This is a genomic window from Stenotrophomonas mexicanensis (genome assembly GCF_032911605.1).
In the GTDB taxonomy this organism is placed as follows: domain Bacteria; phylum Pseudomonadota; class Gammaproteobacteria; order Xanthomonadales; family Xanthomonadaceae; genus Stenotrophomonas; species Stenotrophomonas maltophilia_A.
The window spans coordinates 11,390-25,976 of record NZ_JAWJTG010000001.1; the positions used below are offsets into that span (position 1 = coordinate 11,390).

General features: G+C 66.0%; 16 protein-coding genes. 4 read left to right on the forward strand and 12 right to left on the reverse strand.

Going from position 1 to position 14,587, the window contains the following annotated elements; translation table 11 throughout:
* Positions 1 to 5: 5 nt before the first annotated feature.
* From flgL to R1L06_RS00120, 12 genes are all read right to left on the reverse strand, one after another.
* Positions 6 to 1,214 carry a flagellar hook-associated protein FlgL gene (gene flgL / locus R1L06_RS00065; protein ID WP_049398114.1) on the reverse strand — a complete coding sequence of 403 codons (1,209 nt, stop codon included), beginning with the start codon at positions 1,212 to 1,214 and terminating at the stop codon, positions 6 to 8.
* A complete protein-coding gene (gene flgK, locus R1L06_RS00070) occupies positions 1,211 to 3,091 on the reverse strand; it encodes a flagellar hook-associated protein FlgK (RefSeq protein ID WP_049398113.1) in 1,881 nt (626 codons plus the stop codon). Before flgK ends, flgL begins: the two co-directional genes overlap by 4 nt.
* An 8-nt stretch (positions 3,092 to 3,099) precedes the next feature.
* Complete coding sequence (flgJ, locus tag R1L06_RS00075) at positions 3,100 to 4,299, reverse strand: flagellar assembly peptidoglycan hydrolase FlgJ (RefSeq protein WP_317216538.1); 1,200 nt, start codon at positions 4,297 to 4,299, stop codon at positions 3,100 to 3,102.
* Position 4,300: 1 nt separating this feature from the next.
* Positions 4,301 to 5,437, reverse strand: a complete 1,137-nt coding sequence (locus R1L06_RS00080) for a flagellar basal body P-ring protein FlgI (protein ID WP_049421917.1) — start codon at positions 5,435 to 5,437, stop codon at positions 4,301 to 4,303.
* Between the two features lie 2 nt (positions 5,438 to 5,439).
* Complete coding sequence (gene flgH / locus R1L06_RS00085; RefSeq protein ID WP_010485899.1) at positions 5,440 to 6,132, reverse strand: flagellar basal body L-ring protein FlgH; 693 nt, start codon at positions 6,130 to 6,132, stop codon at positions 5,440 to 5,442.
* 22 nt (positions 6,133 to 6,154) lie between these two features.
* On the reverse strand, positions 6,155 to 6,940 hold the full coding sequence (flgG, locus tag R1L06_RS00090; protein ID WP_005409571.1) for a flagellar basal-body rod protein FlgG: 786 nt from the start codon (positions 6,938 to 6,940) through the stop codon (positions 6,155 to 6,157).
* 102 nt (positions 6,941 to 7,042) lie between these two features.
* Positions 7,043 to 7,792, reverse strand: a complete 750-nt coding sequence (locus R1L06_RS00095; protein ID WP_032127377.1) for a flagellar basal body rod protein FlgF — start codon at positions 7,790 to 7,792, stop codon at positions 7,043 to 7,045.
* 32 nt (positions 7,793 to 7,824) lie between these two features.
* Positions 7,825 to 9,048, reverse strand: a complete 1,224-nt coding sequence (gene flgE / locus R1L06_RS00100; protein WP_107431886.1) for a flagellar hook protein FlgE — start codon at positions 9,046 to 9,048, stop codon at positions 7,825 to 7,827.
* 32 nt (positions 9,049 to 9,080) lie between these two features.
* Complete coding sequence (locus tag R1L06_RS00105) at positions 9,081 to 9,764, reverse strand: flagellar hook assembly protein FlgD (RefSeq protein WP_317216539.1); 684 nt, start codon at positions 9,762 to 9,764, stop codon at positions 9,081 to 9,083.
* Positions 9,765 to 9,787: 23 nt separating this feature from the next.
* Positions 9,788 to 10,195, reverse strand: coding sequence for a flagellar basal body rod protein FlgC (gene flgC, locus R1L06_RS00110; protein ID WP_010485892.1), 408 nt, complete (start codon positions 10,193 to 10,195; stop codon positions 9,788 to 9,790).
* 3 nt (positions 10,196 to 10,198) lie between these two features.
* A complete protein-coding gene (flgB, locus tag R1L06_RS00115; RefSeq protein WP_005409576.1) occupies positions 10,199 to 10,594 on the reverse strand; it encodes a flagellar basal body rod protein FlgB in 396 nt (131 codons plus the stop codon).
* A 137-nt stretch (positions 10,595 to 10,731) separates the two neighbouring features.
* Positions 10,732 to 11,676, reverse strand: a complete 945-nt coding sequence (locus R1L06_RS00120; protein ID WP_032127374.1) for a chemotaxis protein — start codon at positions 11,674 to 11,676, stop codon at positions 10,732 to 10,734.
* 192 nt (positions 11,677 to 11,868) lie between these two features.
* Between R1L06_RS00120 and flgA the strand changes: the two genes are divergently transcribed.
* The 4 genes from flgA (at position 11,869) to R1L06_RS00140 (ending at position 14,553) form a co-directional block, all read left to right on the forward strand.
* Entirely contained in the window at positions 11,869 to 12,525 is a 657-nt protein-coding gene (gene flgA / locus R1L06_RS00125) for a flagellar basal body P-ring formation chaperone FlgA (RefSeq protein WP_126928703.1), read from the forward strand.
* 75 nt (positions 12,526 to 12,600) lie between these two features.
* Positions 12,601 to 12,906 (forward strand): flagellar biosynthesis anti-sigma factor FlgM, encoded by a 306-nt coding sequence (gene flgM / locus R1L06_RS00130; RefSeq protein ID WP_049421929.1) that lies wholly within the window; start codon positions 12,601 to 12,603, stop codon positions 12,904 to 12,906.
* Entirely contained in the window at positions 12,903 to 13,241 is a 339-nt protein-coding gene (locus R1L06_RS00135) for a flagellar protein FlgN (protein ID WP_317216540.1), read from the forward strand. Before flgM ends, R1L06_RS00135 begins: the two co-directional genes overlap by 4 nt.
* Positions 13,242 to 13,332: 91 nt before the next feature.
* Positions 13,333 to 14,553 carry an ATP-binding protein gene (locus tag R1L06_RS00140; RefSeq protein ID WP_019337422.1) on the forward strand — a complete coding sequence of 407 codons (1,221 nt, stop codon included), beginning with the start codon at positions 13,333 to 13,335 and terminating at the stop codon, positions 14,551 to 14,553.
* Positions 14,554 to 14,587 lie beyond the last annotated feature (34 nt).

Genomic DNA, 14,587 nt, shown 5'->3' on the forward strand with positions numbered 1-14,587 from the left:
AGGGACTAGCGGATCTTGTTGAACAGGGACATCGCCTGCATCTGGCTGAAGATCGTCTGGGCGGCTTGAAGGGCGGCGGTCTCCAGCTTGTATTGGCCGATGGCATCGGCGTAATCGAGGTCGCGCATCGTCGAGAGCGTGCTCTTGACGGTGACGGCAGTGGCTTCGCGGGCGCTGGCCGCGGTATCGATGGCGGCCAGCTGGGCGCCGCCCTTGGCGCGGGCGTCGATCATCGTTTCCGAGGCCCTGTTGAGGTCGCGGATGCTGGACTGCAGCGTGTTCTGCAGCGCCGTGCGCTGGCTTTCGGTGGACGGGTCGGTTTCCAGTGCGGCGACCAGTTTGTCCAGGGTGGAGAAGATGTCGCGGCTACCCGCGTCGCTGACGTTGAACTGATCACCGGCGGCTGGCTTGCCCTCGATGCGCATGCGCACACCGCCAACGACAATGTCCTCGCCGGGTTTGTGGGTTCCGCTGCCGACCACCGTGCCGGTGCCATCAACCACCTCATAGGCACCTTCGGCAGTGCCGGTGAAGCGGACATTGAGCGTGCCGCCGGCCCAGCTGCCGCTGCCGTCACGGCTGACCGAGGTCAACAGGCCACTGCCGGTGTTGCCGGCGGCCGCGCTGGCATCCACACGGCCATCGCCGGTGGGGATGCGCATGAAGATCTCGCTGCCGGGCAGGGCGTCGGAGACCAGTTGGCCCGGTGCCACCTCCACCTGCCGCTGGTTCTGGTCACCGCTGTAGGTCACGGTGCCGCCGCTTCGCTGGAACGGGGCGTCAGCGTCGTTGCTGCCACCGAACAGGTAGCGTCCGCTGCCATCCCTGGAATTGGCCAGCGACAGCAGGCTTTCCTGGATGGTCTTCAGCTCGCTGACGATGGCCTTGAGGTCACTGGCCTTGGGCACCGGACTGTTGGCCTGGATACTCAACTCCACGGCGCGCGACATGAGCTCATTGACCTGAGCCAAGGCGTTTTCCTGCAGGCCCAGGCGGTTCTGCACGCTGTTGGCGTTCTTGCCGAGCTGCTCGAGCCCGGCCACGACACGGTCCAGGCCAACGGCCGTACCTGCAGCGACCGGGTCGTCCTTGGCGGAGGTGATCTTGCTGCCAGTCGCGATCTGCTGCTCGAGGTGGCTGATTTTCGACTGCTTGGCGAGCATCAGCGACACGGACTGGTTGAACATCATCCCGGTGGAAATTCGGCTGCTCATCGACGGACGGCTCCCAGGATGGTCTGGAACATGTTGTCGGCGGTGGAGATCAGCTGTGAGGCGGCCTGATAGGCCTGCTGCAACCGCAGCATGTCGGCTGCTTCCTCATCCAGGTTGACGCCGGAGATCTCGTCGCGGGCTGCCTGCGCCTTGTCTGTGATGACCTGCTGCGCGTCCAGCGAGTACTCGGCCGAACGTGCTGCCGCGCCGACCTGCGTGGTCAACCCCCCCAACGCACCGTTGAGGGTGACGGTGCCGCCGTTGAACGCCTTGGCGTCCTCGACCTTGGCCAGCTTTGCCGCGTTGCTGTTGTCCGACGAGCCTGCCGGAGTAGGGCTGATATTGAAGGTGTCGCCGACCTTCGGTGCACCGTCCAGCACGAAGCTCCAGCCATTGGCGCTGATGGTCTGGCCCGGTGTGTAGGTCTGTGGCGGCCCACCGTTGATGGTGTAGGTGGTCGCCGACGTGAACACGATTGCGGCAGGATCGCGCAGGTTCGGATTGGATACGTCGTTGACGGTGACGCCGGTCAGCTTCCCGGTGCCGGTGTTGGCCAGTGCAGCCGTACCCTTGACTGCTGCCGCTGCGGCGATGCGGGAGGGATCGGTGATGGCGGTTTCCAGGCTTCCGGCGACGCCCGCGGTCGGCTGCAGGAGGAAACGGTCGTTGGTGGCCGGGGTGCCGCCGACCACCAGCTTGACGCCATTGATCACCAGCGGATCGGCGGTCGTGCCGGTACCGGTCAACGCAACGGTGGCGCCGGTGTCGGCGCGGGTGGCCTGCCACTGGGTGCCGTCGAACTTGAGGACGATGTTCTGTGCCTCCAGCTTGGACAGGTCACCATAGGTCGCAGTGAGGCTGCCGGTACCGGTATTGCTCGCGTTGGGCGTGACGCGCGGGTTGCCGATGGTGAAGAAGTCGCCGCCCATCTTGCCGTACAGGTCCACGCCTTGGTGGTGCGCCTGGTTGAAGCTCTCGGCCAGGCCGACGGCGAGCTTGCCCAGTTCGGCCTGGGCCGGTGTCAGCACGGTATCGCGGAACTCGAGCATGCCGCCGATCTTTCCGCCCACTGCCTTGGGATCGAGCGTGATCGTGTTGCCCTGGGTTTCCAGCGCCAGTTGCAGGCGTTCGGGCTGGTATGGATCGGTCACCGTAGTGACCTTGGACGCGGTCGTGCCCACCACCAGCGCATTGCCGCCTGCGGTATAGACGTTCATCACGCCGCCATCCTGGACGACGGCAGTGCCACCGGTGTAACCGATCAGCTGCGAGATCAGCTGGTCGCGACGATCGAGCAGGTCCGGCGCCGCATTGGCCACGTTGCTGCCAATGGCACCGTTGATCTGCGCAATCTCCTGCGCCAGGCGATTGACTTCCGTGGCGCCGGCAATGAGCCCGTTGTTGACCTCGCTGCTCAGGTTGTTCATCTGCGTGTTGAGCTGCACGAAGCGGCTCGCCAGGGCCTTGCCGCCATCGAGCAGGCTCTGCCGGTCGGCCGTGCCGGCCGCGTTGGACGAAAGGCCACTGACGGCGTCGAAGAAGTTGGACCAGGAGCCGGCGACATTCGTGGCCGGGTCCGAGAACAGGGCATTCACCCGGTCGGCCATGCCCGAAAGCTGCTTCAGGCGTGCCAGCTCGCCGCTGCTGTCGAGCAGGCGCGAGATGGCCAGCTGGTCGGCAGCACGGCGGATATCGGTGATGCGGGTGCCGCTGCCAACGTCCCCAAAGCCGTAGTTCTGCGGATCAGACGTGGCGAAGTCGACCTTCTGCCGGCTGTAGCCAGGGGTGTTGATGTTGGCGACGTTGTGGCTGGTGGTCGCCAACGCACGCTGGAAGGCGAGCAGGGCACCAGTACCGGTGGAAAGTACGCTGGACATGGGGTTCCTCAACGACGAGTGATACCCAGCGCCGCGGTTGCGGTGCTGGCGAAGGTCTGGCCAAGGCGCGAGCCGGCATCGGCGACGGCGCTGACGGCGCGCTCGATGGTCGGGCCGCCGGCGATCGCGGCGATCTTGGCCGCGTAACGCGGATCGGTGGCATAGCCGGCGCGCTGCAGGCCGCGGGCGAAGCCCTGCACGTCGGTGCCGGCCTGCAGTGCCTGCTGGTAACGCGGGCTGGTCTTCAGCAGGCGCACATAGTCGGCGAAGCTCTCGGCCGGCGAACTGTAGGCGCGGAAGCTGGCGGTCTCGTTGCGGCGCACGCCATCGACATATTCGTGGGTGCCGGCCACGGCGCGCTGGCCGTTCCAGCCATTGGCCTTGATGCCGAACAGGTTGTGCGAAGTGCTACCGTCGGCATGCTTGATGTGGCGCTTGCCCCAGCCGGTTTCCAGCGCCGCCTGGGCGACCAGGGCGCGGGCATCCACGCCCAGTTCCTTGGCTGCACTCTGCGCGTGCTGCCAGATGCTGGCGACGAAGCCTTCCGGGGTGTGTTCGCCCAGCTGGGCGACGGCGGTACGGGTGGCCATCGCATCGGCCGGGCTGATCGCGGTGCCGCGATTGCTGGCGGTGGCCGACCACTGGTCGCTGTTGGCGGCCCAGTCCTCGCCCTGCAGGCTGCCGATGTACGGATCGTCGGTGCCCAACGAGCGGTGCATGCTGCTGCTCTCGCGGCCGGCGATCAGGTCCAGGGCCTGTTCCATCGGTGCGACCGCCGCCTGCGCACCGTGCTGTGCACCGGCGGCCATCTGCTGCAGCAGGCGCACGGCCTGGCTGCCGTCTTCCAGCGGCAGCGACGGTGCCGGCTTGGCCGGTGCATTGAGCTGGTAGGCACGACTGGCCTTGGCCGGGTCCACGCGGGTATCCAGCGCGGGGCCGTCCGCGGCCTGGCCGGACAGCTGCCGGCTGATCATGCCCGACAGTCCCAGGCCCTTGCCGCGGGTCATGGCCTCGGCAATCTTCTGGTCGTACATCTCGCGGAACATCTTGTTTTCGCCGGGGAACAGCGAGTCGCCGAAGCTGGCGTCACGCATGCTCTTGACCAGCATCTGCGCGAACTGGCCTTCCAGCTGGCGCGCGACCTTGTCGATCTTGGCCGGATCGTTCTGTTGCGCCGGGTGCAGATCGAATGCGGGAGTGATACGCATATCAGATCACCTCGAGCTCGGCACTCAGCGCGCCGGCCTGCTTCAGGGCTTCCAGGATCGCGATGAGATCGCCCGGTGCCGCGCCCACGGCGTTCACCGCGTGCACGATCTCGTCCAGGGTGGTGCCGCCGCTGAACTTGAACATGCGGCTGCCGTCGTTGGTGGCGGTGATGGTCGACTGCGGGCTGGCCACGGTGCGGCCGCCGGACAGCGCATTGGGCTGGCTGACGTTGGTGTTTTCCTGGATGGTCACGGTCAGCGAACCATGCGAGATCGCAGCCGGTCCCACGCGCACCTGCTGGCCGATGACCACGGTGCCGGTACGCGAATTGACCACCACCTTGGCCGGGGCGCTGCCGGGGGTAAGTTCCAGGTTCTCGATGCGTGCCAACAGGCCGATGCGTGCGCCTGGATCGGTCGGCGCGGTAACCGCTACGGTCACGCCGTCGACCGCACGCGCGGCGCCTTCGCCGAAGGCGTTGTTGAGCGCGGCAACCATGCGCGAGACCGTGGTGAAGTCGTTGTTGTGCAGGTTCAGGGTGATGTCGCCGCCGTTGGCCAGCGGGTCGGGCAGGGCGCGTTCAACGGTGGCACCGTTGGGAATGCGGCCGACGCTGGGCACGTTCACCGAGACACGGGAACCGTCTTTGCCCTGCGCACCAAAGCCGCCGACGATCAGGTTGCCCTGTGCGATGGCATAGATCTGGCCGTCAGCACCGCGCAGCGGCGCCATCAGCAGCGAACCGCCGCGCAGCGAGACCGCGTTGCCGATCGAGGACACGGTGATGTCGATCGGCTGGCCCGGCTTGGCGAACGGCGGCAGTTCGGCGTGGATCGCCACGGCGGCCACGTTCTTCAGCTGCGGGTTGACGTTCGGCGGCACGTTGACGCCCAGTTCGCCGAGCAGGTTCTTCAGGCTCTGCACGGTGAAGGGTGCCTGGCTGGTGCGGTCGCCGCTGCCATCCAGGCCGACCACCAGGCCATAACCCACCAGCGCATTGCCGCGCACGCCGCCGACCTGGGCCAGGTCCTTGATGCGCTCGGCGCTGGCCGGGGCAGCCACGACCAGCAGCATCAGCGCGACGAACGACGCCATGCGTCGCTGCCAGGAAGAAGAGGAGAAGAGTTTCATGGCCATACTCAGAACGGCGTCAGGCCGGAGTTGAAGAAGCGGCTCAGCCAGCCCATCGCGTTGGACTGCGCGACGGGACCGCGGCCGCCGTAGACGATGCGGGCCTCGGCCACGCGGCTGGACGGAATGGTGTTGTCCTGGCTGATGTCGCCCGGGCGCACGATGCCCTGCACCTGCACCAGTTCATCGCCCTGGTTGAGCCGCAGGTTCTTCTGCCCCTGCACCACCAGGTTGCCGTTGGGCAGGCGCTGCACCACGGTGACGGTGACGCTGCCCTGCAGGCGGTTGCTCTGCGCGCTGTTGCCCTTGCCGGTGAAGTCACGCGCGCCCTTGGCTGTGGCACTCAGGATGTCCTTGCCGCCGAGGGTGACCGGAGCGCCGAGAATGGACGGCGTACCCAGGCTCAGGTTCGATTCCTTGTTGGTGGCCGTGTTGGCGCTGGTCTGCGCGGTGGTGTTTTCCAGCAGGGTGATGGTCAACAGGTCGCCAACATCGCGCGCGCGTCGGTCCGAATACAGCTGCAGGGTCGGGCCGGCAGCGTAGATCGCACCGGCGGTCGGCTGTGCCTGCGGCGGCATGATCGGCTGGATCGGTGCCATCGTCGGGTAGGGGCGCACGTCGCCCGCGATCACGCAACCACCGAGCAGGGCGGCCACGGCGCAGGCGAGAGCAGTGCGGGCGAAGTTGGAAATGGGCGACATGGCGGTTTCCCGGTTTGGCCGGTCAGAGCTTGTTGTTGAGATAACCGAGCATCGAGTCGGTGGTGGAGATCGCCTTGGCGTTCATCTCGTAGGCGCGCTGGGTTTCGATCATCGACACCAGCTCTTCCACCACGTTGACGTTGCTGCCTTCCAGCGCGCCCTGCACCACAGTGCCGAGGCCGTTGAGGCCGGGGTTGCCGTTCTGTGCCGGGCCGGACGCAGTGGTCTCCAGGAACAGGTTCTCGCCACGTGCCTGCAGGCCTGCGGGATTGACGAAGTCGGTCAGGGTCAGTGCGCCGACTTCCACCGAGGCGGCGCCGTCGGCCATCTTCACGCTGATGGTGCCATCGGTGCCGATGGTCACCGACTGCGCGCCTTCGGGAATCTGGATACCCGGCTGCACCGGGTAACCGCTGTTGGTGACCAGCTCGCTGTCCTGGTTGATCTTGAACGAGCCATCACGGGTGTAGGCCGAGCTGCCATCAGGCATCTGAACTTCGAAGAAGCCGCGGCCATTGACCATCACGTCCAGGGCGCGGCCGGTCTGCTGCTGGCCACCCTGTTCAAAGTTCTTGGCGGTGGCGACCACGCGCACGCCGGTACCCAGCTGCAGGCCGGTGGGCAGCTGCGTCTGCGCCGACGATGAGCCGCCGGGCTGGCGCACCTGCTGGTACAGCAGGTCTTCAAAACTGGCACGGTCCTGCTTGAAGCCGGTGGTGTTGGTGTTGGCGAGGTTGTTGGAAACCACCGACATGCGCATCTGCTGCGCATCCAGTCCGGTTTTCGCGATCCACAATGCCTGGTTCATCTTCGATGTCCTGTCTGCTGAAGCCGGCCGCGTGGTGCGGCCCTTGTATGCGGGTGTGCAAGCGGTGTGCCAGCGCCGGCATCAACCGGCGCCGGAATTCCGTCAGCTGCCCAGGCGCAGCATGCTGTTGGCGCTGCGCGCGTTTTCGTCGCCGTGCTTGATCACCTGCACCTGCATTTCGTACTGGCGCTGCAGCTGGATCATCTGCACCAGCGCGCCAGCGGCATCCACGTTGCTGCCTTCCAGCTGGCCGCTGTGCACGGCCGTGCCCTGTGCCGGTGCGAACGGCTGTAGCGGGTCGGTGTTGCGGAACAGGCCATCCAGGCCACGCTCCAGACGTTCATCCGGTGCCTGTACCACTTTGATGCGACCGATCTGCGCCATGGTCTGCGGACCTTCGCCCTGCGGGATGATCGAGAGCGTGCCGTCGGCACCGATCTCCATCGCCTGGTAGGGCGGAATGGCGATCGGGTTGTTGTTGTCATCCAGTACCGGGCGGCCGCTGGAGGTCACCAGCTGGCCGTTCGGCGTCACCGACAACGCCGCGCCGCGCGTGTACGCCTCGCTACCGTCACTGGACTGCACGGCCAGCCAGGTGCCGGTCTGCAGGGACAGATCCAGAGGCTTGCCGGTGATGTGCTGCGAGCCGGGCGTGCGGTTGAACCCGGCGTCTACATGCAGCGCATCCACCCGCGAGGCAAAGCCCGGGCCACGGATCGGGAAGGCTTCGGTGTTGGCCAGCGCTTCCTTGAAGCCGGGGGTGTCGGAGTTGGCGAGGTTGTGGCTGAGCGTACCCTGCGCCTGCAGGGAGGCGCGGGCACCGGTCATCGCCACGTAAAGGGCTTTATCCATGCGGGGAGTTCCGTGACGGGGTCAGCAGGTCATCAACGGATGTTGATGACGGTCTGGGTGATCTGGTCCTGCGTGGTGATCATCTGCGCGTTGGCCTGGAAGTTGCGCTGCGCGGTGATCATGTTGACCAGCTGCTCGGTGAGGTCGACGGTGGACGCTTCCAGCGAGCCGGCCTGGATCTTGCCGAGGTTGGAGGTGTCCGGCATGCCGGTGCGCGGGGTGCCCGACTCGAACGTCTCCACCCACAGGTTGTTGCCCTTCTGCTCCAGACCCTGCGTGTTGTTGAACGTGGTCAGTGCGACCTGGCCGAGGGGCTTGTCGTCGCCGTTGGAGTAGCGGGCATAGACCACGCCGGTTTCCGACACGGTGATCTCGTTGAGCTTGCCGGCGGCGTAGCCGTCCTGCTGGGTGTTGCGCAGCGCGAACTTCTCGCCGTACTGGGTCGAGCCGCTGATATCCAGCGTCATGTTCAGCTGGCCCGCGCCGGTGGTCGGGGTGAAGGTGCCGAGGCTGACCTTGCCGTTGGCAGGATTGGTCAGCTTGCCGCTGTTGTCGAACGTCACCGGGGTCGGGGCGCCGGCCGGCTGGCCATCCACGTAGTTGCGCACGGTCCACTCGTTGGGGTTGGCGCCTTTCACGAAGTACGAAACCTGGATGTGGCTCACGCCCAGCGAGTCGTACACGGTGATGCCGCCGCTGGAGTGGTTGTAGCTGTTCGAGTCGGTTGGGTCGAAATTGGTGACCGTCGGTTGCTTGGCGTTGGCGGGCAGGGTGAAACCGACCTTCACTTCGCTGGTCTGCTTCGGCGCGCTGTCGGTAGTCAGCAGCTGCAGGTCCACCAGGCGGCCTGCATCGAAGTTGGTGCCATCGGCGTTCGGCGCGAACACCTGCAGGCGCGCGCCCTGCGGGTTGATCACATAGCCGGCGGAATCGGTCTGGAAGTTGCCGGCACGCGAGTACACGCGCGAGCCGTTCATGTTCATGGTGAAGAAGCCCTCACCGGAGATCGCCATGTCCAGGCTGCGGCCGGTCTGCTCGTTGTGGCCCTGGATGAACTGTTGGGCCACGTTGGAAACACGCACGCCCGAGCCGGTCTGGTTCTTCGACAGGCCGTAGCTGGTGGAGGCGAACAGGTCAGCGAACTCGGCGCGTGATTGCTTGAAGCCGGCGGTATTGACGTTGGCGACGTTGTTGGCGGTGACGCTCAGGTCGGTATTGGCGGCATTGATGCCGGACAGGGAGACGTTGAAGCCCATGGGATGCTCCTGGTAGATGCGGAATGTGCGGCTCAGCTGACGCGGAGCACGTAGTCGATCGGGGCCGTGCCCAGGCCCTTGAGATTCAGGTACAGGCCGTCGGAGCCGACGGTCACGCTCTCCACCGGGGCCTGCACGAAGGTGGACAGCTTGGTGCTCTTGCCGGCGGTGTCGACGTGGTTGGCGACGATGGAGTACTTGCCCGGTTCCATGCGCTTGCCGTTGGCGTCCTTGCCGTCCCACTGAAACGCGGTTTCGCCAGCGGCCTTGGCTTCTATGCTCAGCGAGGTGACCTTGGTGCCGTTGGCATCGGTGATGTCGACGGTCACGATGCCGGCCGAGGGCGCAGCCACCGTGCCTTCGACGCTGCCTTCCTTTTCCAGTACCAGCTTTTCCGACGGCACCAGTACCTGGTGGCCAACCAGAGCGGCACCGCGCAGCACCTGGTCGCTGGCCATCGATTCCTGGAAGCCCTTCACCGTCTTGTTCAGATCGGTGATGCCCTGCACGGTGGACATCTGCGCCATCTGCGCAACCATCTGCGTATTGTCCATCGGCTTCAGCGGATCCTGATGCTGCAGCTGCTCGGTCATCAGGCGCAGGAAATCGGCCTGGTCCAGCGTGTTCTTCTTCTTGGTGGCGTTGCTGTTCGGGGCGTTCAGGCCGAGCGCGGCGTAGACGTCCTGGTTGGTCTGGTTGTTGACGGCGGTGGTCATGGTGGTATCCGGTGCTGCGGGCCTCAGCGGCCCATGGTCAAGGTCGCCAGGGCCAGTTCCTTGGCGGTGGTCAGCATCTCCACGCCAGCCTGGTAATTGCGCGAAGTCGAGATCAGGTTGACCATCTGCGCCACCGGATCGACATCGGGCTGGTAGATGTAGCCATCGCCGTCGGCCAGCGGGTGGCCCGGTTCATAGCGCTTGATCGGCGCGGCTTCGCTCTGGGTGATCTCCTTGACCTTCACCGACGTGATGTTCGGATCGTTCTTGCTGGTCACGGCCTGGAAGATCGGCTCCAGCGGCTTGTACACGGCATCGGCGGAACCGGCGACGGTGTCCGCGTTGGAGAGGTTGGAGGCGATGGTGCTCATGCGCACCGACTGCGCCTGCAGCGCGGAGCCGGCGATATCGAAGATCGGCAGGTTGCTCATGGCTTATTGCCCCGTGATCGCGGTCAGCATGGAACGCACCTTGCTCTCGACGAAGCTGAGCGAGGCGCGGTATTCGAGTGCGGCGCGGCCATAGGCGGCACGCTCGGCATCGGGATCGACGGTGTTGCCGTCCAGGCTGGGTTGCACGCCTTCGCGCGCGATCTGGAACGGGTTCAGGCCACTACTGATCTCGTAGTGCTGCTCGTGGGTGGTGGCCATCAGGCCATTGGCATCCTGCCCCTGGGCGTGGCGCAGGGCGGCATCGAAGTCCAGATCCTGGGCCTTGTAGCCGGGAGTGTCGGCATTGCCGAGGTTGCTGGCGATCAGCTTCATCCGCTGTTCGCGCAACGGCATGGCCTGGGCGTGGACGCCCAGGTAGTCGGTAATCAGGTTGCGCACGGTGCACTCCCACAGGAACGTTGCCCGGGAAGCTGCAAGGGGTGTGCCAGATTCGAGAGGGTAGTGCCGGCCGCTGGCCGGCTTCCCGGGTTGTCCGCGGTTGCCGGCCAGCGGCCGGCACTACCGGATCAGAGGCCTCAGGCCGCCATCGCGACCTTGCGCAGGCGGTCCAGCACGAAGTCGGCCAGTTCGTGCGGCGAATACTTGGCGACGAAGGCGTTGGCGCCGACGCGCTCGACCATCGCATTGTTGAATACGCCCGACAGCGAGGTATGCAGCAGGACATACAGGCCGGCAAGGCCCGGGTGGCGCCGGATTTCCGTCGTCAGCGTATAGCCGTCCATGGCCGGCATTTCGATGTCCGAGATGACCATGGCGTAGCGCTCGGCGGGGTTCTCGCCCGAGGCCTGGATCTGCAGCAGGTGGTCCAGCGCCTGCTTGCCGTCGGAAAGCAGGGTGGCGCCCACCCCAAGCTGGTCCAGCACGCTGCGGATCTGTTGGCGGGCTACACGAGAGTCGTCCACCACCAGCACCTGTAGCTGCGGGCCGTCGGCGGGCATTGCCATCGCCGGGTCGAGTACTGCTTCACCGCGTACCTGGGCGATATCGGCCAGCACGCTTTCAACGTCGATCACCTGGATCAACTCGCCCTGGAAGCGGGTCACCGCCGTCAGATAGCTCGATTCGGCGCCCAGTTCCGGTGGCGGGTGGATGTCTTCCACCGCGATGTTGACGATGCGCTCCACGCCGCTGACCAGGAAACCCTGGATCGAACGGTTGAATTCGGTGACGACCAGGTAGCCGGGCGAGGTGTCCGCATCGGGCTCACGCTCGGGGTGGCCGATGGCCAGGCCCAGGTCCAGCACCGGCACCGAGCGGCCACGGACGTCGGCCACGCCGGCGAACTGGCTGGGCAGTCCGGGCACCTGGAACAGCTCCGGGCGGCGCAGGACTTCCTGAACCTTGAAGACATTGACGCCAAAAAGCTGACGTCCGCCGAGGCGGAACAGCAGCAGCGCCAGGCGATTGTGGCCGGCCAGTCGGGTCCGCTGGTCGATCCGGTTGAGCAGGTCATGGGACATGGCTGCTGTATCGGCGGGGTGGGCCCCGAACTTGAGCGCCTTTGTAGAGTCGAGCGATGCTCGACCCTGCCTCTGTAGAGTCGAGCTTGCTCGACTGGTCATGAAAGCAGTCGAGCTAGCTCGACTCCACACAAGCCCCTCTGGCACACCCCTTGCACGCACCTGGGCCAGATCCCTTCGACAGGAGGCGCCATGCGCCGGGTCACATCTCTGTTCGCCATCGCGCTGGCGCTGGCCTCGCCGTGGGCGGTTGCCGCCGACTGGCAGCCGGTGGCCAGTATCCGCACCGCCGCGTTGTCGACGCTGCCGGCCGGCAGCGAGGGCGAGGCCCAGGTGGCCGATGCGCTGCGCTTGCCCAAGTGTGGTGGCGCGCTGCAGGTGCAGCCCACCGCCAACACCACGGTTGAAGTCAGCTGCCCCGATGCCGGCGGGTGGCGCCTGTTCGTGCCAGTAAAGGTGCGGCGCAACCAGACCGTGCTGGTGCTCAACCGCGGAATCGGCACTGGAGAAACCCTCACCGCCGCCGATATCACCACTGCCCAGCGTGATGCCGCCCGGATTGCCGGTGCGGTGCTGGCCGATCCGAATGCAGCGATCGGCCGCATCGCCCGCCGTCCGTTGCAGGCCGGAGCCCTGCTGTCGAACAACGATCTGGTGGTGCAGCGTCTCATCAAGCGAGGAGACAATGTGGCCCTGGTTTCGCGTCGCGGCTCGGTCGAGGTCCGTATTGCAGGCCGTGCGATGGGCGATGCCGGTGAAAACGAACGGGTCTCGGTGGAGAACCTGTCCTCGCGGCGGATCGTGCAGGGCACGGTCGATGCCGCCGGTGACGTAATCGTGGCGCGTTGATTTACCGCAAAATATCCCTAAAGATCACGGCCCTGCGGCCGTTATCCCTTGTGAACGGCAACTCCAGGACACCCCATGAGCCAGAAAATCGACGGCAACCTGCAGGTCCCCCAGGCACTGCGCAGCGTGACGACCCCGGCCAACAAGCCCGGCGTCAGCACCGATGCGGCGACGCGCCCGGTCGAAGCGGCCGACAGCCTGCGCCTGACCGGCGAGGCCACCAATCTGCAGGCCATCGAGCGTGAGCTGACCACCGCCCCGGCAATCGACGCCCAGCGTGTGGCCGCAGTGCGCGAGTCGCTGCAGAACGGCACCTACAAGATCAATCCGGACGCGATCGCATCGCGCATGCTTGAGCTGGATCAGCAGCTGCACGGATGACCGCGCCGATGAGCGAACAACTGCAGCGGCTGGCCCAGGCGCTTGACGTTGAACGTCAGGCGCTGGTCGATCATGACGTACACGCGCTGATCCGGGCGACCGGTGCCAAGCTGGAGGCGCTGCGTGCACTGGAAGGCACGCCGCCGCTTGGTGAGGGGAATCACCTCCAGGAACTGGCCGAACGCAACCGAGCCAATGGCGTGCTGCTGTCGCGCCGGCGCCGCGAGGTCGATTGGGCGCTGCGCCAGCTCGGGCGCACCGAGGCCTCATCCTCCTATGATGCCAAGGGCCAGTCGCATACGGTCACTGCGCGGCGCCCACTCGCCATCGCCTGACGCGACGGCGGTCGCACATCCCACCCCCGCGGGCTGAAGCCCGCCGCACGACCGCGTATATTGGGCGCCTGTTCGAATGCCCCGAGTCGCCGTGTCCGCTGCCAACGCCCTGGTTACCGCCCCCCTTCCGCCGCAGCCGGTGCTGCAGGCGCTGCTTGAGCGCCTGCGCGAAGGGCTGCTGCTGTTCACCGAAGACGGGCAGGTGGCGCTGGCCAACCCGGCCGCGCAGAACCTGCTGGCCAGCGGTGAGGGCGGCGGCCTGCCACCGCCGCAGCGCCTGCGTGAACTGCTGCCGCCTGATGCATTGGAGCAGGCGCGCCAGCATGGTCACTGGAACGGCAGCCTGCCGCTGGGCGAGGGCGTGGTCATCGCCCATCTGTATCACCACGGCCCGGTCGGCCAGGGGCACTTCCTGGCGTTGTTCCGCCATATCGAAGGCCAGGAAGACTACGAACGCGAATTGCAGCAGCGTCATGCAGAGCTGCGGCAGGCCTACCTGCGCCTCAACGGTACCCAGGAAAAACTGCTGCAGTCGGAGAAAATGGCCTCGATCGGCCAGCTCGCCGCAGGCGTCGCGCACGAGATCAACAACCCGATCGGCTACGTGCACTCCAACCTGGGCAGCCTGCAGGAGTACCTGCGCAGCCTGTTCACCGTGATCGAAGCCTACGAGCGCGCATTGCGGGCGCCGGACCCGAAGGCGCTGATCCCGGAGATCGACGATATCCGTGACCGCCTGGACATCGATTTCATCAGCCGCGACCTGCCGCAGCTGATGGCCGAGTCGCGCGAAGGCATCGAGCGGGTGACGCGCATCGTGCGTGATCTGAAGGACTTCTCGTATTCCGGCCGCGACGAGTCGTGGAAGCTGGTCGACCTGCACGCGGGCCTGGAATCGACCATCAACATCATCTGGAACGAGCTGAAGTACAAGGTCACCCTGGTGCGGGAGTTCGGCCAGTTGCCGTTGGTGGAGTGCCTGCCGTCGGAATTGAACCAGGTCTACATGAACCTGCTGCTCAACGCCGGCCACGCCATCGCCGAGCGCGGCACGATCACGGTGCGTACCGGCGTCGATGGCGATCATGTATGGGTCGAGTTTGAAGACACCGGCGGCGGCATCTCGCCGGAACTGCGCCAGCGCATCTTCGATCCGTTCTTCACCACCAAGCCGGTGGGCAGCGGCACCGGCCTGGGCCTGTCGATCTCCTACAGCATCATCAACAAGCACCACGGCCGCATCGACCTGGACAGCACCCCGGGCGTGGGCTCGCGCTTCCGCGTGGTGCTGCCGGTGAAGCAGCCGCGCTGATCGCTTCTGTAGAGTCGAGCCATGCTCGACTCTA